This is a genomic window from Streptomyces marinisediminis, from assembly GCF_026262575.1.
Lineage (GTDB): Bacteria > Actinomycetota > Actinomycetes > Streptomycetales > Streptomycetaceae > Streptomyces > Streptomyces marinisediminis.
This window is the reverse complement of record NZ_JAPKFL010000003.1, coordinates 183,551-207,936: the sequence shown is the minus strand read 5'-3', so window position 1 is coordinate 207,936 and position 24,386 is coordinate 183,551. Positions and strand designations below refer to the sequence as shown.

22 protein-coding genes are annotated in these 24,386 nt (G+C 76.8%); 10 read left to right on the top strand and 12 right to left on the bottom strand.

Annotation, left to right across the window (positions count from 1 at the left end):
* Together OSB71_RS03915 and OSB71_RS03910 are read left to right on the top strand one after the other, a co-directional pair.
* Positions 1-1,065 carry a hypothetical protein gene (locus OSB71_RS03915; RefSeq protein WP_265944179.1) on the top strand — a complete coding sequence of 355 codons (1,065 nt, stop codon included), beginning with the start codon at positions 1-3 and terminating at the stop codon, positions 1,063-1,065.
* Positions 1,062-5,498, top strand: a complete 4,437-nt coding sequence (locus OSB71_RS03910) for a tetratricopeptide repeat protein (protein ID WP_265944177.1) — start codon at positions 1,062-1,064, stop codon at positions 5,496-5,498. Before OSB71_RS03915 ends, OSB71_RS03910 begins: the two co-directional genes overlap by 4 nt.
* On the opposite strand, the gene OSB71_RS03905 is transcribed toward OSB71_RS03910, so the two are convergent.
* From OSB71_RS03905 to OSB71_RS03890, 4 genes are read right to left on the bottom strand one after another with little or no spacing between them, the layout of a single operon-like run.
* The gene (locus tag OSB71_RS03905; RefSeq protein ID WP_265944175.1) at positions 5,456-5,998 is read right to left on the bottom strand and encodes a hypothetical protein; all 543 of its coding nucleotides are present in this window, start codon (positions 5,996-5,998) and stop codon (positions 5,456-5,458) included. The two genes, OSB71_RS03910 and OSB71_RS03905, sit on opposite strands and share 43 nt — an antisense overlap.
* 27 nt (positions 5,999-6,025) lie before the next feature.
* Positions 6,026-7,198: a hypothetical protein gene (locus tag OSB71_RS03900; RefSeq protein ID WP_265944173.1), complete on the bottom strand. Its 1,173-nt coding sequence runs from the start codon at positions 7,196-7,198 to the stop codon at positions 6,026-6,028.
* A 41-nt stretch (positions 7,199-7,239) separates the two neighbouring features.
* A complete protein-coding gene (locus OSB71_RS03895; protein ID WP_265944171.1) occupies positions 7,240-8,598 on the bottom strand; it encodes an HTTM domain-containing protein in 1,359 nt (452 codons plus the stop codon).
* Positions 8,595-9,563 (bottom strand): DUF5819 family protein, encoded by a 969-nt coding sequence (locus OSB71_RS03890; RefSeq protein WP_265944169.1) that lies wholly within the window; start codon positions 9,561-9,563, stop codon positions 8,595-8,597. Before OSB71_RS03890 ends, OSB71_RS03895 begins: the two co-directional genes overlap by 4 nt.
* Before the next feature lie 169 nt (positions 9,564-9,732).
* On the opposite strand from OSB71_RS03890, the gene paaA reads away from it, so the two are divergent.
* The 6 genes from paaA (at position 9,733) to OSB71_RS03860 (ending at position 13,771) form a co-directional block, all read left to right on the top strand.
* Positions 9,733-10,722: a 1,2-phenylacetyl-CoA epoxidase subunit PaaA gene (gene paaA, locus OSB71_RS03885; protein WP_265944166.1), complete on the top strand. Its 990-nt coding sequence runs from the start codon at positions 9,733-9,735 to the stop codon at positions 10,720-10,722.
* Positions 10,719-11,012, top strand: coding sequence for a 1,2-phenylacetyl-CoA epoxidase subunit PaaB (gene paaB / locus OSB71_RS03880; RefSeq protein WP_265944164.1), 294 nt, complete (start codon positions 10,719-10,721; stop codon positions 11,010-11,012). The genes paaA and paaB overlap by 4 nt, the downstream gene beginning before the upstream one ends.
* Positions 11,009-11,740, top strand: coding sequence for a 1,2-phenylacetyl-CoA epoxidase subunit PaaC (gene paaC, locus OSB71_RS03875; RefSeq protein ID WP_265944143.1), 732 nt, complete (start codon positions 11,009-11,011; stop codon positions 11,738-11,740). Before paaB ends, paaC begins: the two co-directional genes overlap by 4 nt.
* Entirely contained in the window at positions 11,737-12,258 is a 522-nt protein-coding gene (gene paaD, locus OSB71_RS03870; RefSeq protein WP_265944140.1) for a 1,2-phenylacetyl-CoA epoxidase subunit PaaD, read from the top strand. Before paaC ends, paaD begins: the two co-directional genes overlap by 4 nt.
* The gene (locus OSB71_RS03865) at positions 12,258-13,340 is read left to right on the top strand and encodes a 2Fe-2S iron-sulfur cluster-binding protein (protein WP_265944138.1); all 1,083 of its coding nucleotides are present in this window, start codon (positions 12,258-12,260) and stop codon (positions 13,338-13,340) included. Before paaD ends, OSB71_RS03865 begins: the two co-directional genes overlap by 1 nt.
* A 74-nt stretch (positions 13,341-13,414) precedes the next feature.
* Positions 13,415-13,771, top strand: coding sequence for a DUF8129 domain-containing protein (locus OSB71_RS03860; RefSeq protein WP_265944136.1), 357 nt, complete (start codon positions 13,415-13,417; stop codon positions 13,769-13,771).
* Between the two features lie 95 nt (positions 13,772-13,866).
* Here the strand turns inward: OSB71_RS03860 and OSB71_RS03855 are convergent, their stop codons facing one another.
* The 3 genes from OSB71_RS03855 to OSB71_RS03845 form a co-directional block, all read right to left on the bottom strand.
* Positions 13,867-14,205: a rhodanese-like domain-containing protein gene (locus OSB71_RS03855; RefSeq protein ID WP_265944134.1), complete on the bottom strand. Its 339-nt coding sequence runs from the start codon at positions 14,203-14,205 to the stop codon at positions 13,867-13,869.
* An 85-nt stretch (positions 14,206-14,290) separates the two neighbouring features.
* Positions 14,291-15,202, bottom strand: coding sequence for a hypothetical protein (locus OSB71_RS03850; RefSeq protein WP_416237188.1), 912 nt, complete (start codon positions 15,200-15,202; stop codon positions 14,291-14,293).
* Complete coding sequence (locus OSB71_RS03845) at positions 15,142-15,525, bottom strand: winged helix-turn-helix transcriptional regulator (protein ID WP_265944130.1); 384 nt, start codon at positions 15,523-15,525, stop codon at positions 15,142-15,144. Before OSB71_RS03845 ends, OSB71_RS03850 begins: the two co-directional genes overlap by 61 nt.
* A 130-nt stretch (positions 15,526-15,655) precedes the next feature.
* Between OSB71_RS03845 and OSB71_RS03840 the strand changes: the two genes are divergently transcribed.
* Positions 15,656-16,255: an FMN-dependent NADH-azoreductase gene (locus OSB71_RS03840; protein WP_265944128.1), complete on the top strand. Its 600-nt coding sequence runs from the start codon at positions 15,656-15,658 to the stop codon at positions 16,253-16,255.
* A gap of 175 nt (positions 16,256-16,430) precedes the next feature.
* On the opposite strand, the gene meaB is transcribed toward OSB71_RS03840, so the two are convergent.
* The 3 genes from meaB to OSB71_RS03825 are packed head-to-tail and all read right to left on the bottom strand — an operon-like array spanning position 16,431 to position 21,509.
* Complete coding sequence (gene meaB, locus OSB71_RS03835) at positions 16,431-17,417, bottom strand: methylmalonyl Co-A mutase-associated GTPase MeaB (RefSeq protein ID WP_265944126.1); 987 nt, start codon at positions 17,415-17,417, stop codon at positions 16,431-16,433.
* Positions 17,418-17,424: 7 nt separating this feature from the next.
* The gene (gene scpA, locus OSB71_RS03830; protein ID WP_265944124.1) at positions 17,425-19,632 is read right to left on the bottom strand and encodes a methylmalonyl-CoA mutase; all 2,208 of its coding nucleotides are present in this window, start codon (positions 19,630-19,632) and stop codon (positions 17,425-17,427) included.
* Positions 19,632-21,509 carry a methylmalonyl-CoA mutase subunit beta gene (locus OSB71_RS03825; protein ID WP_265944122.1) on the bottom strand — a complete coding sequence of 626 codons (1,878 nt, stop codon included), beginning with the start codon at positions 21,507-21,509 and terminating at the stop codon, positions 19,632-19,634. The genes scpA and OSB71_RS03825 overlap by 1 nt, the downstream gene beginning before the upstream one ends.
* Before the next feature lie 125 nt (positions 21,510-21,634).
* Here OSB71_RS03825 and cobF point away from each other — a divergent pair, with 125 nt between their 5' ends.
* A complete protein-coding gene (gene cobF / locus OSB71_RS03820) occupies positions 21,635-22,420 on the top strand; it encodes a precorrin-6A synthase (deacetylating) (RefSeq protein ID WP_265944120.1) in 786 nt (261 codons plus the stop codon).
* 245 nt (positions 22,421-22,665) lie between these two features.
* Here the strand turns inward: cobF and OSB71_RS03815 are convergent, their stop codons facing one another.
* Both OSB71_RS03815 and OSB71_RS03810 read right to left on the bottom strand, forming a co-directional pair.
* On the bottom strand, positions 22,666-23,406 hold the full coding sequence (locus OSB71_RS03815; protein WP_265944118.1) for a cobalt-precorrin-6A reductase: 741 nt from the start codon (positions 23,404-23,406) through the stop codon (positions 22,666-22,668).
* A gap of 612 nt (positions 23,407-24,018) precedes the next feature.
* Complete coding sequence (locus OSB71_RS03810) at positions 24,019-24,378, bottom strand: hypothetical protein (protein WP_265944116.1); 360 nt, start codon at positions 24,376-24,378, stop codon at positions 24,019-24,021.
* Positions 24,379-24,386 lie beyond the last annotated feature (8 nt).

Genomic DNA, 24,386 nt, shown 5'->3' with positions numbered 1-24,386 from the left:
GTGGAGACCGCAGGCGCCGGCGGCGTCAACTGGCTCGCCGACCTCGCGCGCGCCGTCCACGTCCTGGGCCCGGACGCCGTGGACGGGGCCACGCTCGACCGGGTCGCGGGCATGCTCGGCCTGGAGCGCGCCGAGCGGCCGGGCGGGGGCCCGGCCGCCACCCCGGCCCCGTCCGGCCACGCGGCCGTGCCGTCCACCGCGTCCCCGCCGCGCGCCGCGCCCCCGCCCGGCCCCCCGCGCGCGCCCCGCCCCCCGGCCGAGGGCGCCGGCCCGGGGCTGCCGCTGCTCGACCCGGTGCGCGTCCGCGGCCCCGCGCCGGGCAAGCGGGCCTGGAGCGGGCCCGCGCTCGCCGGGCAGGAGAGCGCCACGGCACCCGGCGGCGGCCCGGCGGGCGGCAGCCCCGGACCGGTGCCCCCGGTCGGCGGCCCGGGGCGGCCGCTGGGCGGCGGCGCGCCCGCCCCCGCCGCCCGCTACCGACCGCTGCTGCCCCCGCGCTCGGAGGCGGCGATCCTGCACACGCTCTGCGCCCGCGTCGTCCCCGAGGGCCCGGTGGACGTCGACCGGCTGCTGGAGGAGCTGGCGCGCGGCACCGCGCCCGCCGCGCTGCCCCGGCAGCCCGTGCGCACCCTGCGGTTCGGCGTGCAGGTGCTGATCGACCTGGGCCCGGGCATGCAGCCCTTCCACCGCGACCAGGAGGAGATCCGGCGCCGCATCGCGGCCGTCGCCGGGCGGCACGCGTGCCAGGTCCGCTACTTCGCCGACTGCCCCCTGCGCCGCAGCGGCCCCGGCCCGGGCTGGACGTGGCAGCCCTACCGGCCGCCCGCCACGGGGACGCGGGTGCTCGTGCTGTCCGACTTCGGCGTGCACGCCGCGCCGCACGGCGCCCCCTCGCGCGTCGAGGACTGGCGGGAGTTCGCCGCCGGGCTGCACCGGCACGGCTGCCCGCTCACCGCCCTCGCCCCGGTGCCCGCCGAGCGGCTGCCCGGCTGGCTGACGGCGCTCATGCCCGTCCTGGTGTGGGACCGCGGCACCACCGCCACCCAGGCCCGGGCGGTGCTGTGGTGACCCCGGGCGGCGCGCCGCCGCCCACCGCGCCGCCCACGCCCGGCGGGCCGCCCGACGGGCCGCCCGCCGACGCCCCGCCGACGGACGCGAGCGCGCTGCCCAAGGCGGTGCGCCGCCTCGCCGTCGCGCTGAGCACGGCCACCCGGATCGAGCCGGAGCTGCTGCGCGCCATGCGCGTCACCGTGCGGCCCACCCTGGACGTCGGCGTCGAGGCCGACCTGTGGTTCGGGCCCTGGTCCGCGCGCAGCGGTGGCGCCTACCTGGCGCTGCGCCCGGCGCTGCTGCCGTCGCTGCGCGCCCTGCTGTGCCGGGAGCTGAGCGAGAGCGGCCCGCGCGACGCGGTGCGCCGCGCGGGCGCGGTCGTCGCCGCCGCCCACACCCGGCTGGCCCCCGCGCTCGCGCTGGAGGAGCGCGTGACCTGGGCCGCGCTGCTCGCCGACGCCGGGCTGGCCGACGCCGGCGGCGCCGACGTCGACCGCCTCCTGGAACCGGCGCTGCGCGCGGCCCTGGAAAGCCCGGAGCGCCGCGGCGGCCTGCGGCGCTGGTTCACCGGAGCGTGGGAGCGCTTCCCCGAACGCGTGCGTCGCACACCGGCCGCGCTGGAGCTGGCCGAGGTGCTGGGCGGCTCCGCGTACGGGCCGCTGCACGGGGCCGCCCCGCCGCTGCCGGACAGCGTGCCCGACGCCGTGCTCCCGGTGCGCCACGACGGGGCCGTGCTGACCGTGGGGGACGCCGCCTGGCCCGCGTCCGGCATCCTCGTCCCCGACACCCAGCCGCGCATCCTCGACGTCGCCGACAACCCCGACCGGTGGGAGGCCGCCCAGCGGTTCCGGGTGCCGCGCGGCGCGCGCATGTCCCTGCCGGTGTGGCACGTCCCGGTGTACCTGCGCACCGCGCGCGGCGCCGTCTACCGGGTGGGTCCGCCGGACGGGGGCGCCGTCGGGGAGCCCGCGGCCCAGCGCCCGGAGCCGGGGCCGGCGCGGGCGCTGCTGGGCGTGCGCGTCGCGGAGCTGGCCGACGGCGACGCGTTCGGCTTCGGCGTCGCCCCGCCCGTCCGGCCCCGCGGCGCACCGCCCGCGGCGGCCGCGAAGGGCGGCTCCGGCACCGCGGCGGCCGGCTCCGGCCCGGCGACGGGCGGCACCGACCCCGCCGCGGACGACACCGGCCCGGCGACGGGCGGCACCGGACCCGCGGTGGGCGGCCCCCACCGCCGCCTCGACACCGAACTGGCGCCCTACCGGCCCCAGTCGGTCGACGACGCGCTGCGGGCCGAGGTGCGCGCCGCCCGGTACGCCAGCCGCCTGGTCGTGCTGCACGCCCGCGAGCCGTCCACCGGCTGCACGCGCACCGCCTGGGAGGCCCTGCGCGGCTCCCTCACCGACTGGTGGGTGTGGTGCCCGCCGCTCGTCGACCGGGCCGAGGCCGTCCACGACGCCGTCGCCCAGGACCGGATCGGCTCGCAGACCGTCGTGTGGCTGGACGACCTGCACCTGCTGCTGGACGACGAGCGGGCGGGCGAGGACACCGCCCGGTCCCTGGTGGAGCTGCTCACCGACGTCACCCGGGCCCCGGTGCTGCTGCTGGCCACCGCCGAGGCCCTCACCCGGGCCCCCCGCTTCTGGGCCGCGGACCTGCTCGGCCGCGCGACCCACCTGGGCCAGCCCACCGGGTTCGGCCCGGACCGGGCGGACCGGCACGTCCAGCGCCTGATGGCGGGCACGCCCCGGCACAAGGCGGTCGTCCGCAGCGGACTCCCGCGGCGGCAGCCGCACTTCGCCGGACGCGAGGCGGAGCGCGAGGCGCTGCTGGAGGCGCTCCGGCGCGCCGACGAACCGCACGCGACCATCACCGGCCTGCCCGGCTCGGGGAAGACCGCGCTCGCGGTGGACGTGGCCCACGCCGCGCGCCGGCGCGGCCTGTTCCCCGGCGGCGTCCTCTACGTCCGGCCCGACCGGGCGCCGTCCCCCTGGCCCGGCCTGCTCACGGCGCTGGGCGTACCGGCCGACCGGCACCCCGCCGAGGAGGGGGCGCGGGAGGAGCTGTACCTGTCCCTGATGCTGCGCGCCACCGGCCACGGCCGCCGCCGCGTGCTGCTCCTGGTGGACGAGGCGGGGCGCCGGGGACAGGCGGCGCGCGGTGCCGGACCGGGCGTGGCGGTCCTCGCCACCCGGCGCCGGGCCCCGGCCACCGGGGCGACGGTGACGCTCGGCCCGCTGGCGGAGGAGGCGGCGGTGGCGGCCCTCGCCTCGGCCCTCGCGGCGCTCCGCCCGGACGACCAGCGCATCGCGCGGGACGCGGCCGGGGCGCGGCGGCTGGCCCACGCCTGCGGCCAGACCCCCACGCTCCTGCTGCTGGCGGCCGGCGCCCTGGCCGACGAGCCGGAGACCTCCCCCGGCGCACTGGCCGAGCGGTACGAGCGCTCCGGTACGCCCCTGCGCCACCTGCGCCGGACGCTGGAGCCGGTGTACCGCGGGCTCGGCGCGGCCCAGGCGCGGGCCTTCCGGCTGCTCTCCCTGCTGCCGGGCCCGGACTTCTCCGTGGCCACCGCCGCCGTCGTGCTCGGCGAGACCCCGCGCACCACCGCCCGCACGCTGCGCGCGCTGGCCACCGTCCACCTCCTGGGGCCGGGCGCCGCGCCCGAGCGCTGGCGGCTCCACCCCGTGGAGCGGCTCTACGCGGACGCGGTCGGCCAGGACCACGTCGGCGAGGACGGCCGCGACGCCGCGCTGCGGCGGCTGGCGCGCTACCTCCAAGGCCGCGTCACGCAGGCCGACGAGCTGCTGCGCGGCCGCCCCGGGGAGCCCGGGGCCCCCTTCGCCTCCGCCGTCGAGGCGGCGGCGTGGCTGGCCGAGGAACGGGTGTGCCTGGTGGACACGGTGCCCGCGCTGCTGGCCGCCGGCGAGGCCGAGGCCGCCAACCGGATCGCACTCGCGCTGGCCGAGTTCCTCACCGAACGGCGCTGCTTCACCGACCTGCTGCGGGTCATGCGCCCCGTGCTCGCCTGGGCCGAGGAGAACGACGACCAGCTCACCCGCGTCGCGGCGCTGCACAACTTCGCCGTGGCCATGGCCCGCACCGGGGACTTCGCCGCCGCGCTCGCCGCGCTCGACGACGCGGCCACCCTGCACATCCAGCAGGGCGACGACCCCGCCTACGCGCAGATGCTCGGCAACCTCGGCGCGACCCTGCTCGTCGCCGACCGCGCCGAGGAGGCCGCCACCGTGCTCGCCGAGGCCGACACCCGGCTGCGCGACGTGGGCCGGCACCGCACCGTCACCGCCGTGCAGGTGCTCAGCAACCTGGGCGCCGCCCTGTACCGGCTGGGGCGCCGGGAGGAGGCGGTCGAGAAGCTCCAGGAGGCGGTGCGCACCGCGCGCGTCACCGACACCGGCGGCCGCGAACGCGCCCGGCACGAACAGAACCTGGGCACCGTGCTCCTGGAGACCGGCCGCACCGACGACGCGCTGGCCGCCCTGGACCGGGCGCTCACCGGCTACCGTGCCGACGGCGACGCGCGCGGCGAGGCCGACGTCCGCCGGAGCGTCGCGCTGGCGCACATGGCCCGCTCGCAGTTCGCGGAGGCCGCCGCCCACCTGGACACCGCCGCGCGGCTGTACCAGGGGCTGGGGATGGAACGGGAGGCCGCGCAGGCGTTCAACGACCACGGGGTGGCACTGCTGGAGGCCGGGGCGGACGAGGAGGCCACGGTGGTGTTCGAGGCCGCCCAGCAGCTCCACGCCCAGAGCGGCGACCCGCACGCCGCCGCCCAGTCGCGCAGCAACCTCGGCAACGCGCTGCGCCGCCTGGCCCGCTGGGACGACGTCGTCGCCGTCCTGGAGACCGCCGTGCCGCAGCTCGCCGAGGCGGGCGACGCCGCGGCGCACGCGCAGGCGGTGCACAACCTGGGGCTGGCCCGGCTGGCCCGCGGCGAGCACGCCCTGGCCGTACCGCTGCTGCGCGAGAGCGCCGAGCGCCACGCCGAACTGGGCAACACCGCCCAGCGCGCGCAGGCGCTCTACGCGCTGGCCAAGGCCCGGCTGTCCTCCGACGACGGGCCCGCCGCGCTGACGGCCCTGCGGGCCAGCGTCCGGGCGTTCCAGCTCGTGCAGAACCGGTCCGGGCTGGCCGGGGCGCTGCTGCTGCTCAGCGACGTCCTCTCCACGCTGGGCCGCGAGGCGCGGGCGCGGCAGACGCTGCGGGAGGCGCTGCGGGCCCGCCGGGGCCACGACGTGGACACCGGCGCGGCTCTGGAGGACGACGGCGAGGACGCGGGCGAGAGCACGGGCGAGGCCACGGGCACGGCGCTGGAGGACGACGGCGCCGACACCGGCACGGAGGCCGGCGGGCACACCGGGGCGGGCCCCGCGGGCGACCGCGCGGGCCCGGGAGGTCAGTCCGCGCCGCCCGCCCGCGGGGAGGCGGGCGAGTTGTAGACGGTGAACCCGACGCCGACGTGCAGCCCGCCCTGGACGACGCCGCCGCTGAACACGCTGTTGGCGAAGACGGCTCCGCGCGCCTCGGGGCCGCCGTCCCGGGCCGGACCGCGCGGCTCGACGCCGGGCCGGGCGCGGGCGTCGGCGGACCACTGGGCCAGCCGCCCACCGAACGCCGGATCGGCCACGGCCCGCTCGGCCAGCCGGGCGAACGCCTCCTCGGCGCGGGTCAGGTCGTACGGGTCCTCGCCCAGCCGGAGCAGTTCGGCCACGCCGCCGGGAAGCGCCGCCCCCGAGGCGAGCGCGACGGCGTCGGGGAGGTGCGCCACGGCCAGGAGCCGCTCCCAGCGCTCCTCGTCACCCTCGGCGGCGTCGATGGCGGCCTGCACGAGCAACGCGACCGAGACCATGGGCCACACCCCCTCCTCACGCCCGTGCCGAGCGACGGCACGGACCCCGCCCCCGTCGTGCGCTCCCCCGGTGAGTGCATACCCGCTCATCGGCCGAGCGTAGCGTCGCCGCGCACATCAGCGTGGTGTTCCGCTGGGCTGGTCGGCGGAGGATGCGGGCGCGGGGACGCCGCCGGGCGCACCGGCCTCCCCCGGCGGCGCGCCGGAGGCGGCGGGCTGCTGCGGCTCGGCACCGGGTGCCGGGACGACGACGGCTCCCGCGCGCAGGCGCTCGAACACCAGGTCGAAGGTGAACCCGGCGCTGAACCCGAGCGGCAGGGTGAAGAACAGCAGCCTGCGCACGTCCAGGGCGTCCAGCAGGGTCGGCACGGTCAGGAGCTGGGAGGCGAAGTACAGCAGGACGGTGACGAGCCCGGCCCCCAGCCCCCGGATCGCCGCCTGCCCCCAGCGGGACTCCGGCTCGAAGGAGTGCCGGATGATCGCGCCCGCCACCGCCGCCAGCAGCGGGGCCCCGACCAGCACCGTGAGACCGGAGGCCGAAGCGGGCCCGGGGCCGCCCGCGGTGACCAGCGCCACCACCCCCGCGACCAGGCACGCCACCGCCACCGCCAGCCCGGTCGCCGCCCACCGGGCCCCCGCGCGCGCCGTCCGCTCCGCCGCGCGCTCCTTGAGCGCCCGGCGCTCGCGCTGCGCGAGCAGGCAGCCGACCAGCTCGGGCGCGGCGGCGGACGACCAGTCGTCGCCCAGCAGCGCGATGTCCGCGTCGCCGGTGTCGTTGCGCACCCTGTCGAGATTGATCCACACCTGGCTCGCGCCCCCGCCGAAGGCGGCCACGGGCAGCACCGGGATGCGCTGCGCGAGCGCGACGATGCCCGCGACCCGGGTGGACTGGCCGCCGCCGACCAGCAGCACACCGTCGCACTCCAGCAGCGTGCGGTAGAAGGCCACCTCCCACTCGCCACTGGTGTCGCGCCGCGTCTCGAAGGCGACGTGGGCGCCCTCGGGCACCGCGAACCGCACCGAGCGGTGCCGGGGCGGGAACGCGACGACCCGCCCCGGGGATCCCGCCCCGGCGCCCTCGGCGTACCCGGCGACGACGTCGGCCTCGATGTAGGTCGGCTTGCTGGAGAACACCGCGAGGTCGCAGCCCGCACGGGCCAGCTCCCGCCCCAGCAGGCGGCACGCCTCCGGACCGCGGGCGGCGTCCCGCAGCGGCGGCGCGTACGTGCGGCCGGTGTGGACGCTGCCCACGACCGCGATGAGCGGCCGGGCTCGCTGCGAGGAGGTCATGGCGGCGCAGTCTAGCCGCGCACCACCGGGCAAGTCCCCGCTCAGCGCGGAGAGTTGCCCCCGGGTGGGGCGGGGCGCGCGGGCTCGCCCGGCCGGGGCTCCGCGGCCGGGCGCTGCCCGGGCACGGCGGGCGGCCCGGCGGGTGTCCCGGCGGGCCGCTCGGCGTCCGTTCCGGCGGGCGGCCCCGAGAGCGCCCCGGGAGCCGTCGTGGCGGGCGACCCGGCCGGCCGCTCGGCCGCCGGGGTGCGGGGCCGTCGCCGGAAGCGGGCGCCGAGCCAGAGCAGGAAGGCCGTGGGCAGGAAGACCGCGTCGGCGGCGATCATGGCGAGCGAGAAGAACGGCAGGCCGAGGACGACGGCGATGGAGGCGTGCTCCAGCATCATCACCACGAGCAGGACGTTCTTGATGCGGCGGTTGAAGACGGTGAACGGGAACGCCACCTGGGTGATCACCGTGGCGTAGGTGATCAGCATGACCAGCACGCCGCTGCCGCCCAGCAGCTCCGAGAGCGCGGGCCAGGGCGTGAAGTAGTCCAGGTGCAGCGGGTAGTAAACGGCCGTGCCGTCCTGCCAGCGCGAGCCCTGCACCTTGTACCACCCGGCGGTGGCGTAGATCAGGCACACCTCGGCCATGATCACCAGCAGCGTGCCGTTGTGCAGCAGGTTGCCCAGGGCGGCCAGCGCCGTGCGCCAGGACGCCCCGCCGAAGCGGCGCACCGCCCACCACGCCGCGTGCCCGAGCCACAGCGCGGCGAAGAACGCGGTCCAGCCCGGCGACAGCAGGCCGAGGGCGGCGGTGGCCACGAGGGCGAGGCCGGTGGCGGCGGCCAGCACCACACCGGTGGCGTCCGCGCCCGGCGCGCCCGCACGGCGCTCCCGGCGCTCCCGGCGCGCGTCCAGCGACCACACCCGGCCGCACCGGGTCAGCACGAGGTAGAGCGCCATCAGGTGGATGACGTTGTCGCCGCCGTCGCCCATGAAGACGCTGCGGTTCTGCAACGACAACACGCCGATCAGGAAGAACACCGACAGGGTGCGCGTGCGCCAGCCCACCAGCAGGCCGAACGCGGCCAGCGCGGCGAAGGCGTAGACGAACTCGAACCACAGCGCGCTGCCCGACCACATCAGCACGGTGAACGCGTCGTTCCCGTCGATCAGCCGCTCGGCGAGCGTGAAGTGCCAGGGCGAGTCGGGACCGTACAGCTCGTGCCGGTGCGGGAACTCGCGGAGCAGGAAGAACAGCCAGGTCGCGGCGAAGCCGATGCGCACGACCGCCGTCTGGTACGGGCCGAGCGCGGAGCCGGTGACGCGCAGGAAGCCCCGCACGAGCGCCCGGTCGAGGCGGGCGGTGAGCCGGGCGCGGGCCGGGGCCCGGGGCGCGCGGACGGGTGCGGGCGTCATCGGGCGGCCTCCGGGGTGTCCGCTTCGTCCACCGGCCACCAGGGCAGCACCCGGTAGCGGGGTTCGGTGTCGGCGCTCTCGTTGCTCCACGGCGGCGGCTCGACGGTCCGGCGGACCGACCGGAACTGGACGCGGACCACCCGCTCGGTGCCCGGGTCCGCCAGCTCGGGCCGCAGGCGCGGCAGCGCGATGCGCTTGAGGTAGGACTCGGACAGCTCGCCCCGGTAGCCGGTCGGCCGCTCGTCGTCGTCGTGCGAGCCGAGGTAGAGGTCCCAGGCGCGGCGCAGCCCGTTCTGGGCGATGTGGCTGGGGAAGGGGTTGCCGCGGATGTGCTCGACGTCCACGGCCGTGAGGTTCACCCAGCCCGTCTGCCGGACGCCGCCGTCCTCCGCGCGGACCTCGGCCCGGGCGTGGACGGCGACGTTCTGCTGCAGCGGGTTGGGGGCGAACAGCTTCCAGTTCTGCTCGAACTCCGGATAGATGTAGTCGTCTATCTGCTCGTCGTACTGGCGGCTGACGGTGTTGGACGGCGCGACGTGCAGGAAGACGGCGCCCAGGTGCGCGGCGACGGCCACCGCCACGGCGGCCGCCACCCCCACCAGCACCACCTTGGCCCCGGTCGGCAGCGCCAGCACCCGCGCCGCCCCGACCTCGCCCCCGTCCTCCTCACCGTGCCCGGCGTGCCCGGCGTGCCCGGCGTGCCTGCCGTCTCCGGCGTCTGCGGCGTCCTCACCGTGCCCGCCGTGCCCGGCCCGCCCGGCGCCGCCGGGGGCCGGGCGGGCCGGAGCGTCCGCGGTGCCGCCGGCGCGCGGGGCGGGCGGGCCGGTCGGGGCGGGGCGGTCGGCCGGGGGACGGGGGCCGTCGGGGGCCTCCGGCCCGTCCGGCGCCCCGTGCGCGTCCGCGCGCTCCGCACCCGGCGGCGGAGCCGACGGCGTCCGCGGCGCCGGCGGTTCGTTCGACTGCATGCCGTCCCCGTTCCCTCAGCTCGCTCCCCAAGAGGTTAAGGCGTCCGCCCCGCGCCCCGCCTTGACACCCGGTTGCGGTCCGGACACCATTGAACCGAACGATCGGTCGGTCGGGTGGTCGGGGCAGGTCCACGCCACTCCCACGCCACTCCCACGGAGGGGTTCACGGATGACGACAACGCTGCCGGAGCGGGACGCCGCCCACGACGACGCCCGCGCGGCCGCCTTCGACGCGGCCGTCGCCGCCGAGGAGCGCATCGAGCCGCGGGACTGGATGCCCGACGCCTACCGCGCCACCCTCGTGCGGCAGATCGCCCAGCACGCGCACTCCGAGATCATCGGCATGCAGCCCGAGGCGAACTGGATCTCCCGCGCGCCCTCGCTGCGGCGCAAGGCGATCCTGCTGGCGAAGGTGCAGGACGAGGCGGGCCACGGCCTCTACCTCTACAGCGCCGCCGAGACGCTGGGCGCCAGCCGGGACGAGCTGCTGGACAAGCTGCACACCGGGCGCCAGAAGTACTCGTCGATCTTCAACTACCCGACCCTCACCTGGGCCGACGTGGGCGCGATCGGCTGGCTGGTGGACGGCGCGGCGATCACCAACCAGGTCCCGCTGTGCCGGTGCTCCTACGGGCCGTACGCGCGCGCGATGGTCCGCGTCTGCAAGGAGGAGTCCTTCCACCAGCGCCAGGGCTACGAGCTGCTGCTCGCCCTGACGCGCGGCACCCCGGCCCAGCGCGCGATGGCGCAGGACGCGGTGGACCGCTGGTGGTGGCCGTCGCTGATGATGTTCGGCCCGCCGGACGACGAGTCCGCGCACTCGGCGCAGTCCATGGCGTGGAAGATCAAGCGGCACTCCAACGACGAGCTGCGCCAGCGCTTCGTGGACATCTGCGTCCCGCAGGCCGAGTCCCTGGGCCTGACGCTGCCGGACCCGGAGCTGCGCTGGAACGCCGAGCGCGGCCACTACGACCACGGCCCGATCGACTGGGCCGAGTTCAAGCAGGTGCTCCAGGGCAACGGCCCGTGCAACGAGCAGCGGATCGGCCAGCGGCGCCGCGCCCACGAGGAGGGCGCCTGGGTGCGCGCGGCGGCATCGGCGTACGCGGACAAGCACACCGCCCACCAGGGCGCGGAGCGGAACGGAGCGGCGGCGTGAGCGAGAGCCGGACGGACTGGCCACTGTGGGAGGTCTTCGTGCGCGGCCGCCGCGGCCTGTCGCACACCCACGCCGGGAGCCTGCACGCCCCGGACGCCACCATGGCCCTGCGCAACGCGCGGGACCTCTACACCCGGCGCGGCGAGGGCGTCTCGCTGTGGGTCGTGCCCTCCACCCAGATCACCGCCTCCTCGCCGGACGAGAAGGACCCGTTCTTCGAGCCCGCCGCCGACAAGCCCTACCGGCACCCGACGTTCTACGAGGTCCCCGAGGGGGTGCAGAACCTGTGAGCGGCGCCCGCCCGGGAAACCCGGGGCACCACGCGGCCCTCGCGCTCGGCGACGACGCCCTGATCCTGGCCCAGCGGCTGGGCGAGTGGTCCGGGCACGCCCCGGAGCTGGAGGAGGAGGTCGCGCTCGCCAACATCGCGCTCGACCTGCTGGGCCAGGCCCGCGCCCTGCTGTCCCTGTGCGGGGACGAGGACGAGCTGGCGTTCCGCCGCGAGGAGCGCGCCTTCCGCAACGTCCAGCTCGTCGAGCGGCCGAACGGGGACTTCGCGCACACCATCGCCCGCCAGCTCTACTTCTCCACCTGGCAGGAGCTGCTGTACGGGCGGCTCGCGGGCGGCACCGGGCCGATCGCCGCGCTCGCCGCCAAGGCGGTCAAGGAGTGCGCCTACCACCGCGACCACGCCGAGCAGTGGACGCTGCGCCTGGGCGACGGCACCGAGGAGAGCCACCGGCGCATGCAGGCGGCGCTGGACGCCCTGTGGCGCTACACCGGCGAGCTGTGGCAGCCGGTGGAGGGCCTGGACGTCGACTGGGACGCCCTGGAGAGCGCGTGGCGCGCCGGTGTCACCGGCGTCGTCACCCGGGCCACGCTCGGTGTGCCCGAGGGCCCGCAGTCCTCGCCGTGGGCGGCCGGCGCGGGGCGGCAGGGCGTGCACACCGAGCCGTTCGGGCGCCTGCTCGCGGAGATGCAGCACCTGCACCGCAGCCACCCCGGGGCGTCGTGGTGAGCGCGCGCCCCGCGCACCCCACCGGCGCTGCGGCGCGCGAGGCCGAGCTGCGCGCGCTGGCCGGCTCCGTGCCCGACCCGGAGCTGCCCCAGGTCAGCCTCGCCGAGCTGGGCGTGCTGCGCACCGTGCGGGCGACGGGCCCGGACCGCGTCGAGGTCGAGCTGACGCCGACGTACACCGGCTGCCCGGCGATCGAGACGATGGCCGAGGACGTGGTGCGCGTGCTGCGCGAGCGCGGCGGCGTCGCGGAGGTCGCCGTGCGCACCGTCCTCGCGCCGCCCTGGTCCACCGACGACATCACCGCCGAGGGACGCCGCAAGCTGGCCGAGGCGGGCATCGCACCGCCGCGCCCGGGGCGCGGCGCCGACGGCCCGGTGCCGCTGGAGCTGGGCATCCGCTGCCCGAACTGCGGCTCCGCCGACACCGCGCTGCTGAGCCGGTTCTCCTCCACCGCCTGCAAGGCACTGCGCCGCTGCGCGTCCTGCCGCGAGCCGTTCGACCACTTCAAGGAGCTGTAGTGCCCTTCCATGCGCTCCGCGTCGCCCGGCTCGACCGGCTGACCGACGACGCCGTGGCCGTCACCTTCGCCGTCCCGCCCGAGCTGCGCGAGACCTTCCGGCACCGGCCCGGCCAGCACGTCACGCTGCGCCGCACGGTCGACGGCGCCGAGGTGCGGCGGACGTACTCGATCTGCGGACCGGCCGGCTCCGACGCCGGGCTGCGGGTCGGCATCCGGCACGTGGAGGCCGGGGCCTTCTCCTCCTACGCGCTGAAGGAGCTGGCGGTCGGTGACACGGTCGACGTCATGCCGCCCACCGGCCGCTTCGTGCTGGAGCCGCGCCCCGGCCACTTCGCGGCGGTCGTCGGCGGCAGCGGCATCACCCCCGTGCTGTCCATCGCCGCGACGCTGCTGGAGCGCGAGCCCACCGCGCGGTTCTGCCTCGTGCGCAGCGACCGCACCGCCGCCTCCGCGATGTTCCTGGACGAGACGGCCGAGTTGAAGGACCGCTTCCCCGACCGGCTCCAGCTCGTCCACACCCTCTCCCGCGAGGAGCGGCACACCGGCCTGCCCACCGGCCGCCTCGACGCCGACCGGCTCACCGGCCTGCTGCCGGCCCTCCTGCCCGTGGCGGACGTCGCCGGGTGGTACCTGTGCGGCCCGCTCGGGCTGGTCCAGAGCGCCGAGGCCGCGCTGCGCGCCCTAGACGTGCCCCGGGAGCGGGTGCACCAGGAGGTCTTCCACGTCACCGCCGCACCGGCCGCGTCCGCGTCCGCGGCCGTCACCGCGCCGGACACCGCGCCCGACGCCGCGTCCGACGCCGCGTCCGCCTCCGTGACGGCCACGCTCGCCGGGCGCGGCGGCACCTGGCCCGCCCGTAGCGGCGAGAGCGTGCTGGAGACGGTCCTGCGCCACCGCGCCGACGCGCCCTACGCCTGCAAGGGCGGCGTCTGCGGCACCTGCCGCGTCCGCCTGCTGGACGGCGAGGTGCGCATGGACACCAACTACGCGCTGGAGGACGACGAACTGGCCGACGGCTACGTGCTGGCCTGCCAGTCCCACCCGGTGACGCCGGCGGTGACGGTCGACTTCGACGGCTGAGCGGGATTGGCGCACGCCCGCCCGGGGAACCCGTCGGGCGTTCGCCAGCGCACGCGTTCGACCGAGGAGGCTCGATGAGCACGCCCCGCCACGACGAGTTGCCGCTCGCCGACTACGACCACCTGCCCGCCGGCTCCCTGGAGCACCGCATCCGCTCCCTGACCGCCGCGCAGGTGGAGGAGCTGCTGGCCTACGAACGCGGCCACGCGGACCGCGCGCAGGTCGTGCAGGTCCTCACGGCGCGCCTGGACCAGCTCGCGAGCGGCAGCGTCCCGTCCGGCGGCGACCAGGACGGCCCCCGTCCCGAGCAGGCGCCCCCGCCGGCCGCCGGCTCCCCGGTGTCCCCGGCGACCACGCCCGAGCCCACCCACCCGCCGCCGCACGGCACCCTCGACCAGCGCGGCAAGCCCAAGGGCGACCGCCGCCCGTAGCCCGGGCCACGGGGGCGGCGCCCCCGGTCCCGGGGGCCGCGCCGACCCGGCCGAGACGGCTCACGGGTCGGGCGCGGCCCCCGGCGCGGTGGGGGTCAGAGCACGTAGGGCTCGTCCGTGTCCCCGGTGAGGGGACGGCCCGCGGCGGCCCAGCTCAGCATGCCGCCGTCGACGTTGACGGCGTCGACGCCCTGCGCGACGAGGTACTGCGTCACCTGGGCCGACCGGCCGCCCACCCGGCAGAAGACGTAGACCCGCCCGTCGCCGGCGCGCTCGGTCACCTCCCCGGCCCGCTCGACGACCTGCCCCATGGGCACGTGCAGGGCGCCCTCGGCGCGGCCGGCCGCCCACTCGTCGGGTTCGCGGACGTCCAGCAGGAAGCCGTCGGCCGGTACGTCGGCGGCGGTCACGGTGGGGACGGGGGCCACGTTCATCGCGGGGTTCCTCTCGCGGGCTCGCTCGGGGGTACGGACACGGGGTGGAGACACGGGGTGCGGACTTTCCGGGTGCGGACGCGGATCAGCGCCCGGCCAGCAGCTCCGCCAGGCGCGCCTCGCGCTCGCGGACCTGTTCGGCGAGCTGCTCGGCGATCTGCGCCAGCAGCCCGTCCGGGTCGTCTTCGGCCAGTTTCAGCATGGAGCCGATGGCGCTGGCCTCCAGGTCGGCGACGACCCGGCCCAGCCACTCCTTGCGCTGCGCCAGCCACTCCAGCCGGGCGTACAGCTCCTCGCCGCGGGTGAGCGCGTCCGGCTCCGGGCGCGGCCCGGCCGCCCACTCCTCGGCCAGCGCGGCGAGCGCCGCCTCGTCGCCGTCGGCGTAGGCGCGGTTCACCCGGACGACGAACTCCTCGCGCCGGGCGCGCTCGCGCTCGTCGGTCACCAGGTCCGGGTGCGCCTTGCGCATCAGCTCGCGGTAGCGGCGGCGGGCCTCCTCGCTGGGCCGGACGCGCTCCGGGGGACGCACGGAGGCGCCGGTGAGCATGGCCTGCGCCTCCGGCGACATGCCCTCGGACTGCACCCAGCCGCCCAGCAGTTCGTCCACCCCGGGCATCGGCGCGACGGCGGCGCGCGCCTGCCGGGCCCGCCGCAGGTCGGCGGCGTCGCCGCTGCGCGCCGCGACGGCTTCGGCGATCTCGGCGTCGAGTTCGTCCAGCCGCTGGTAGACCGGGCCCAGGCGCTGCTGGTGGAGCCGGGAGAAGTTCTCCACCTCGATGCGGAACGTCTCCACCGCGATCTCGTACTCGATCAGCGCCGTCTCCGCCGCGCGGACCGCCCGTTCGAGCCGCTCCGTCGACGGCTGGGGCTGCTGCTCTGTACTCACCCGGGCCACCCTACGCGCCGCGCGGGCACCCGCCCCGCGCCCGGCGGCACTCAGGGCTTGAACTCCTGGGGGCAGGCGGCCCCGCCCTCGGGCAGATGGGCGTCGGCCCAGCGGGTCAGCTCCACCATGGCGGGCCGCAGGGCCAGTCCGGCGTCCGTCAACCGGTAGCTGACGCGCAGCGGCGGACCCTCGTCGACGGTGCGCAGCACCAGCCCGAGCCCGGCCAGCTCCGCCAGGCGGTCGGAGAGCATGCGCTCGCTGATCCCCGGGACGGCGCGGCGCACCTCGGTGAAGTGCCCGGGGCCGTGCATGAGCGCGGCGATGACCATGCCCGTCCAGCGCTTGCCCAGCAGCTCGAAGACGCGCGTGATGCCGTGCTCGGGCGCGGCACAGCCCGCCGTCCCGCTCGCTGCTTCCTCACGTGTCCGGGCCATGGCCCCAGCGTACTGCACCGACGCAAGGTGCTTTAGAAAAGTAAGCTACATGTGTTATCAATAGTGACGCACGCAAGTGCACCCACTTACTTCCTGTCTCCCTGTACCCCCCATGCCAAGGAGCGCCGTCATGGCCACGCTGCTGCACCTCGACTCGTCCCTGAACGGCGACCACTCCGCCTCCCGCGCGGTGACGGCCGTCTTCCGCACCACCTGGGAACGCGAGCACCCCGGAGGACGCGTGATCCACCGCGACCTCGCCGCCGACCCCGTGCCGCACCTGGACGCCGCCGGGCTCCACTCCGGGCTGCGCGAGACGCTGGTGCGGGAGCTGGAGGAGGCGGACGCCGTGCTCATCGGCGCGCCGATGTACAACTACGCGATCCCCTCCACCCTCAAGGCGTGGCTGGACCACGTGATCGTGCAGGGCCGCACGGCCCTCGCGGAGCGGCCCACGGCGGCGGGCACGCCGGTGGCGGTCGTCGCCAGCCGGGGCGGGGCCTACGGCCCCGGCACGCCCCAGGAGGGCAACGACCACGTGCAGAACTACCTGCGGTACGTACTCGGCACCGTGCTCGCCCTCGACCCGACGTTCATCGTGCCGGAGCTGACCCTCGCCCCCACGGTGCCCGCCATGGCCGAGCTGATCCCGCTCTTCGAGCAGTCCCGCGCCGAGGCCCACGCGGCCGCCGAGGCCCACGCGAAGGCCCTCGCCGCCCGCACCGCGTAACCGGCGTTCCGCGCCCGCCCCGGGCCACCGGGGCGGGCCGTCCGCCGCCGGAGGGCACGGGCCGTGGAGCCGGCCCCGGGGAGGGGGCGGCCGGGGCCGGGCGGCGAAGGCCCGGGGCGGACGGCCGAGGCCGGGGCCGGGCGACGAAGGCCCGGGGCGGACGGCCGGGGCGGGTTCAGGGGCGGACGCGGAACGCGGCGAGGATGCGCTCCGCCGCCAGCGTCGCCGTCAGCCTCCCCGCGCGGACGTCCGCCTCCACCGACGGCGCCAGCTCCCGCACCGCGGGATCGCCGTGCAGCCGGTCCAGGAGCTGGTCGCGCACCATGGCCCAGACCCACTCCACCTGCTGTTCGGCGCGGCGCGCGGCCAGCGCCCCCGTGCCGGACAGCAGCTCCCGGTGGGCCTCCAGCCGTTCCCAGACGCCGTCGAGCCCGGTGCCCTCGGTCGCCGAGCAGGTCAGCACCGGCGGCGTCCACGGCGCGTCGGGCGGCTGGAGCAGCCGCAGCGCCCCGGCCAGCTCCCGCGCCGCGGCCTTCGCGTCGCGCGCGTGCGGGCCGTCGGCCTTGTTGACGGCCACCACGTCCGCCAGCTCCAGCACGCCCTTCTTGATGCCCTGGAGCTGGTCCCCAGTGCGCGCCAGGGTCAGCAGCAGGAAGGTGTCGGTCATCTCCGCCACCGTCGTCTCCGACTGCCCGACGCCGACGGTCTCCACCAGCACGACGTCGTACCCGGCGGCCTCCATGACCACCATGGACTCGCGCGTCGCCCGCGCCACGCCGCCCAGCGTCCCGGAGGTCGGCGAGGGCCGCACGAACGCGTGCGGGTCCACCGCGAGCCGGGCCATCCGCGTCTTGTCGCCGAGGATCGAGCCTCCGGTGCGCCCCGACGACGGGTCCACGGCGAGCACCGCGACCCGGTGGCCGCGCGCGGTCAGCAGCGTGCCGAGCGCGTCGATGAACGTCGACTTGCCCACGCCCGGCACCCCGCTGACGCCGATGCGCCGCGCCGTCCCGGTGTGCGGCAGCAGCTCCACCAGGAGGCGCTGCGCGAGCTCGCGGTGGTCGGCGCGGGTGGACTCCACCAGCGTGATCGCCCGCGCGATCCACGCCCGCGCGCCCGCGCGTACGCCACTGACGTAACGGTCCAGGTCGGGTGCGGCCATGACCGGCCTACAGCTCGTGGCCGAGGCCGGCCGCCAGCGAGCGCACCAGGTCGTGCGCGGCCTCCGGGATCACCGTGCCGGGCAGGAAGACCGCGGCGGCGCCCATGTCGCGCAGCGGCTGCACGTCGCCCGGCGGGATGACGCCGCCCACCACCACCATGATGTCCTCGCGTCCCTGCGCGCTCAGCTCCTCCCGCAGCGCCGGGACGAGCGTGAGGTGCCCGGCAGCCAGCGAGGAGACGCCGACGATGTGCACGTCCGCCTCGACGGCCTGCCGCGCCACCTCCTGCGGCGTCTGGAACAGCGGGCCCACGTCGACGTCGAAGCCCAGGTCGGCGAAGGCCGTGGCGATGACCTTCTGGCCCCGGTCGTGCCCGTCCTGCCCCATCTTCGCCACCAGCAGGCGCGGGCGGCGGCCCTCGGCGGCCTCGAAGTCGCTCACCAGGGCGCGCGTCGCCGCCAGCGCGGAGGACTGCCCCGCTTCCTCTCGGTACACACCGGAGATCGTACGGATCTGGCCCGCGTGGCGTCCGTACACCTTCTCCAGTGCGTCGGAGATCTCACCGACGGTCGCCTTGGCGCGCGCCGCGTCGACCGCCAGGTGCAGCAGGTTGCCGTCCAGCGAACCGCCGTCCACGTGCCCGGCCTCGGCGGCGCCGGTCAGCGCCCGCAGCGCGTCCTGGCAGACCGCCTCGTCCCGCTCCGCGCGCAGCCGCCGCAACTTCTCCACCTGCTGCGCCCGCACCGAGGAGTTGTCGACCTTCAGCACCTCGATCTGCTCGTCGCTGGCCACGCGGTACTTGTTGACGCCGATGACCGGCTGCCGCCCGGAGTCGATCCGGGCCTGCGTGCGGGCCGCGGCCTCTTCCACGCGCAGCTTGGGAATGCCCGCGTCGATGGCCTTCGCCATGCCGCCGGCCTCCTCGACCTCCTGGATGTGCTGCCAGGCCCGCCGCGCCAGGTCGTACGTCAGCCGCTCGACGTAGGCGCTGCCGCCCCACGGGTCGATGACGCGGCAGGTGCCCGACTCCTGCTGGAGCAGGAGCTGGGTGTTGCGGGCGATGCGCGCGGAGAAGTCGGTGGGCAGCGCCAGCGCCTCGTCCAGCGCGTTGGTGTGCAGCGACTGGGTGTGGCCCTGCGTCGCGGCCATCGCCTCCACACACGTACGGGTGACGTTGTTGAACACGTCCTGCGCGGTCAGCGACCACCCCGAGGTCTGCGAGTGCGTGCGCAGCGACAGCGACTTGGGGTTCTCCGGCCCGAAGCCCCGCACCAGCTTCGCCCACAGCAGCCGCGCCGCGCGCAACTTGGCGACCTCCATGAAGAAGTTCATGCCGATCGCCCAGAAGAACGACAGCCGCGGCGCGAACGCGTCCACCGCCAGGCCGGCGCCGAGCCCCGCGCGCAGGTACTCCACGCCGTCGGCCAGGGTGTAGGCCAGCTCCAGGTCGGCCGTCGCCCCGGCCTCCTGGATGTGGTAACCGGAGATGGAGATCGAGTTGTAGCGCGGCATCTTCCGCGAGGTGTACGCGAAGATGTCGGAGATGATCCGCATCGACGGCTGCGGCGGGTAGATGTAGGTGTTGCGGACCATGAACTCCTTCAGAATGTCGTTCTGAATCGTTCCGGCCAGCTTCTCGGGCGGTACGCCCTGCTCCTCGGCGGCGACGATGTAGAGCGCCAGCACCGGCAGCACCGCGCCGTTCATCGTCATCGACACCGACATCCGGTCCAGCGGGATGCCGTCGAAGAGCTGCCGCATGTCGTAGATGGAGTCGATCGCCACGCCCGCCATGCCGACGTCGCCGGTCACCCGCGGGTGGTCGGAGTCGTAGCCGCGGTGGGTGGGCAGGTCGAACGCGACGGACAGGCCCTTCTGGCCCGCCGCCAGGTTCCGCCGGTAGAAGGCGTTGGACTCCTCGGCCGTGGAGAAGCCCGCGTACTGGCGGATCGTCCACGGCTGGTTGACGTACATCGTCGGGTACGGGCCGCGCAGGTAGGGCGCGGCGCCCGGGTAGGTGGCCAGGTGGTCCAGGCCCGCGAGGTCCTCGCCGGTGTAGAGCGGCTTGACCCCGATGCCCTCGGGCGTCTCCCACACCAGGTCCGCCAGGTCCCTGCCCGCCTCGGCCTCGATGCCCGCGCGCCAGGCGTCCGCGTCGGCCCGCACGGCCGGCTCGCCCAGCTCGACACCGGTGAAGTCGGGGATCGCGCTCATCACTTCACTCCCAGCTCGTCCAGGACGCCGGTCAGCAGCGCCACCGCGTCGCCGCCCGCGACGACGTACCCGTCCACCCCGGCCGCCTCCAGGCTCCCGCGCAGCTCGCCCGGGCGCCCGGCCAGCAGGACCCGGCGCGCCCCGGCGCCCCGCACCGCCCGGGCCACGGCCTCCGCCTGCTCGGCGTAGACCCGGTCGCTGGAGCACAGGCACACCACGGCCGCGCCCCGCACCGCGTCGGCCGCGGTGCCGGCGTCCACCGGGGTCAGCACCGGCTCGACGCCGCCCGCCTGGAACAAGTTCGCGGCGAACGTGGCCCGCGCGGTGTGGGCCGCCGGGCCGCCCAGCGCCGCGAGCACCGCCTTCGGCCGCTCGCCGGTGGCCGCCAGGTGGGCGTCGGAGCGGGCCCGCAGCTCCTCGTAGGCCTCGTCGCGCCGCACCCGCGGCAGGCCGCCGGACAGCTCCCCAGGCACCGGCTCGCGCCGCACCGGCTCCTCGGTGAGCAGCGGGAACTCGCTCACGCCCGTCACCGGCTCGCGGCGGTGCGCCAGGTCCTCCGCGCGCCGCGCCCACGTCGCGGCCAGCCGCTCGCGCACCGTGCCGTCGCGCAGCGCCGCCTCCTGGCCGCCCGCGCGCTCGATCTCCTGGAACCACGCCCACGCCGCGTGCGCCAGCTCCTCCGTCAGCCGCTCGACGTACCAGGAGCCGCCCGCCGGGTCGATGACCCGGGCGACGTGCGCCTCCTCGATGACGATGGTGGAGGTGTTGCGCGCGATGCGGCGCGCGAACGCGTCCGGCAGTCCCGCGGCGTGGTCGAACGGGAGCACGGTCACCGCGTCCGCGCCGCCCGCCCCGGCCGCGAGCGTGGCGACCGTGGTGCGCAGCATGTTCACCCACGGGTCGCGCCGCGCCATCATCACCGGGGACGTCACCGCGTGCTGCCGCTGCGCCGCCGCGCCGGAGGTGACGCCGCACGCCTCGGCGACCCGCGCCCACAGCCTGCGCGCCGCCCGCAGCTTGGCGATCGTCACGAACTGGTCGGCCGTCGCCGCGTACCGGAACTCGAGCTGGCGGCAGGCGTCCTCCGCGCTCAGCCCCGCCTCGGTGAGCCGGCGCAGGTAGGCCACCGCGGTGGCCAGCGAACAGCCCAGCTCCTCGGCCGGGGAGCCGCCCGCCTCGTGGTAGGGCAGCGCGTCCACGGTGAGGGTGCGCAGGCGCGGCCGGTCGCGGGCGACGCGGTGCGCCCAGTCGGCCGCGGCGCCCAGCAGCCCGGCCGTCGGCCCGGCGTCACCGGTGCGGGCCAGCAGGCCCAGCGGGTCGGCGCCCAGGTTCCCGGCCACCTCCGACGGCGGCACCGCGCGGTCGGCGTGCACCTGGAACAGCGCGGTCGCGGCGGCGTCGAACTCCTCGCCCGCGTCCAGCACCACCGGGGCCAGGTCCAGGTAGACGCCCTCCAGCGCGGCGCCCAGCGCGGACACCGGCAGGCCCGCGCGCCCCAGCACCAGCCACACCGAGCCGGCCCCGTTCTCCAGGTCGGCCAGCACGGCCTCGTTGGTGCCGGCGGCGTCCGCGCCGCGGTGCTGCTGGCGCACGTCCCAGCCGGCGGGCGCGTTGCCCTTCGGGGTGGCGCCGCGCACGTAGGGCGCGAAGCCGGGGAAGCCGGTGGGGCCCCCGGGGGCGTCGGCGGCGGTGTACAGGGGGCGGGTGCGAAGCCCGTCCTCAAGCGCGGTGGACAGCGCCTCCTCGGCCTCCGCCCCCGTGGCCTCGCTCGCGCCGGACTTGCGCAGCACGTTCTCGACGAGGCGCTGCCACTGCTCGCGCGTGACATCGGGGAACTCGGCGGCCAGGGGAAGCCCGTCGTCAGGCTGGACCGTCATAGCCGCAGGCTAGGGCCTGCCCGCTCGCGGCGCAGCGGAGCACCGCTGTGACGTTGGACTCGCCGGTCAGTTCGAGCACGGCCCCGCCCTGCCACCCGGTGCGGCGGCTGCGGCAGACTCCTCCCGTGCGACGAATCCTGGTGATCGGCATCGGAGCCGGCGATCCCGAACAGCTCACCCTGCAGGCGGTGCGCGCGCTCAACGAGGCCGACGCGTTCTTCCTCGTCGACAAGGGGCGCGCCAAACGCGACCTCATCGCGCTGCGCGAGGAGATCCTGCGGCGCCACGTGACGCGCGCGGACTACCGCGTCGTCGAGGACCGCGACCCCCAGCGCGACCGCACCACCCCCACCGCCGACCGCTCCGGCGCCTACACCCAGGGCGTGGACGACTGGCGGCAGGCCCGCGCCGACATCTACGAACGCCTCATCCGCGACGAACTGGCCGACGGCGAGTGCGGCGCCTTCCTGGTGTGGGGCGACCCGGCGCTGTACGACTCCACCCTGGCCATCCTGGCCGACGTCCTGGCGCGCGGCACGGTCGCCTTCGAGCACGAGGTGATCCCCGGCATCAGCGCCGTCTCCGCGCTCGCCGCCCGGCACCGCACGGGGCTGAACCGGGTCGGCGGCGCCGTGCAGGTCACCACCGGACGCCGCCTGGCCGCGGGGCTGCCGGAGGAGGCCGACGACGTGGTCGTCATGCTCGACGCCCACCAGACCTTCCGCCGGTACGCCGACGACCCGGACCTGCACATCTACTGGGGCGCCTACCTCGGCACGCCCGACGAGCTGCTGGACTCCGGCCCGCTGGCCCAGGCGGCGCCCCGCATCGCCGCCCGCCGCGAGGAGGCACGCGCCCGCAAGGGCTGGATCATGGACACCTACCTCCTGCGCCGCACGCCTCGCGAGTGACCGCGCCCCGTGCGGAGCACCGCCCCCGCACACCCGCTCGACGCGGGGCGTCCGGGCGACCACCCGGCGCACCGCCCGGCCCGCCGAGCACCGCACCGAGCGCCCGCCCGGCACACACCCGCGCGGCGGACGAACACCCACCGGGCGCCCGGCTCGACACGACGCCGCACCGCACGTGCCCCCGCGCCGAGCGGAGCACCCGCCCAGCACCGCACCGCACCGCAGGGCGCGGGCCGAGCGCCCACTCAGCGCGGCAGCCCGCGCAGCCACGCCACCGCGGCCGGGACGTCGGGGACGGCGCGCACCCCCGACGGCAGCGGCGGCCGCCGCACCACGACCACCGGCAGCCCCAGTTCCCGCGCCGCCGTCAGCTTCGCCGCCGTCGCCGCCCCACCGCTGTCCTTGGTGACGACCACCCGCACGCCCCAGCGCGCCAGCAGCTCGCGCTCGCCCGCCACCGTGAACGGGCCCCGCGCCAGCACCACCTCCCGGTGCCGGGGCAGCGGCGGGGACGGCGGCGTCACCGCCCGCACCAGGAACCAGCACGCGTCCACCCCGGCGAACGCCGCCAGCGGCTGCCGCCCCACGCTGAGGAACACCCGCGCCCCGAGCGACGGCACCACGGCCGCGGCGTGCTCGTGGGAGTCCGTGTCCACCCAGGTGTCCCCGGGCCCGGCCCGCCATCCCGGCCGGCGCACCGCCAGCAGCGGCACCCCGGCCTCCCGTGCGGCGCGCACCGCGTTGCCGCTGATCTCCGCGGCGAAGGGGTGCGTGGCGTCCACCACGGCGTCCACCCGGTGCGCGTCCAGCCACACCGCCAGCCCCGCCGCTCCGCCGAACCCGCCGACCCGCACGGCACCCGGCGGCACCGCGCCCCCGGCCACCCGCCCGGCCAGCGACGACGTCACCCGCACCCCGGGCACCGCCCCCAGCTCCCCGGCCAGCCGCCGCCCCTCCTCCGTCCCCCCCAGCACCAGCACATGCACCCGCCGAGTATCCCAGCCCACCGCCACCCCGCCCCACCGACCGCGACAGCCGCCACCGGCCACAGCCGGGGCCGAGGGTGTGCACCACCTCGTCGCCGCTCCGCGCAACGGCGAGTCCGCCCTCGTGCGCCCCGGCGCGCGCGGAGGAGTCCGGGGCGCGCGGCACAGCCAAGCGCCGACCGCGTCGACCCGGTCCGCCCACGGCAGCGGACCCCGGCGGGTGCGGCTCCGCGGGGCCCACCCCCATGCCCCGTCGCAGGGCGCCCGCATGGGCTGCGGTGCCGGTCACCGACGACCGGGCCGCGCGCGACCCGGAGGGCGCCGGGCGTCCGCGCGCCGAGGTCCGGGCACAACGAAACGGGCGGCATCGTGATCACGATGCCGCCCGTTTCCGTCGGTGCGGTGGACACCCGAGGTGTCCTGTGTGCGCGAGTGCGGAGTTGAACTCTCGCCTCGCACCACCAGGAAGGCGGCTCTGACCTGGGGTAACGCTCGTCGACAGGCGGTACGTCGGCGGATGTTTCTCCGCTTCTTGCCGGCTGTTTCCGGCGGTCTCGGCCGGCTGTTGGTCATGCGTTGGTCGCATGGCCAGCCTTCTGGCACCGCTCCTGGTCAGGACTTCTCGATGACCTCGAAGATGTCGGCGTCAGTCTCCTGCTGCCACGGCGGGAGGTCGGGCCAGTCAGCGACGTACCCGGGCTTCGGGTCCTCGAAGTGCTTGAACATCTGCGCCGTCCAGCACACGGCCACGAACCGGCCCTTCTGCTCGCGGGACAGCCTGGCGGTGTGGCCGCCGCTGGTCTCTATGAACTGGCGGACCTGTTCGTAGACGGCGCCTGCGGCCTCACGCTCCCACTGTGGCGTGTCCTCCCAAGGGGTGACGTACCCGGGCTTGGGCTCCCCCGGGTAGTGGCGGTGCACTCCCTCGATCCAGGCTTCCCGAAACACTCGTGCGCCTTCGACCTGCGACATGCCAACCC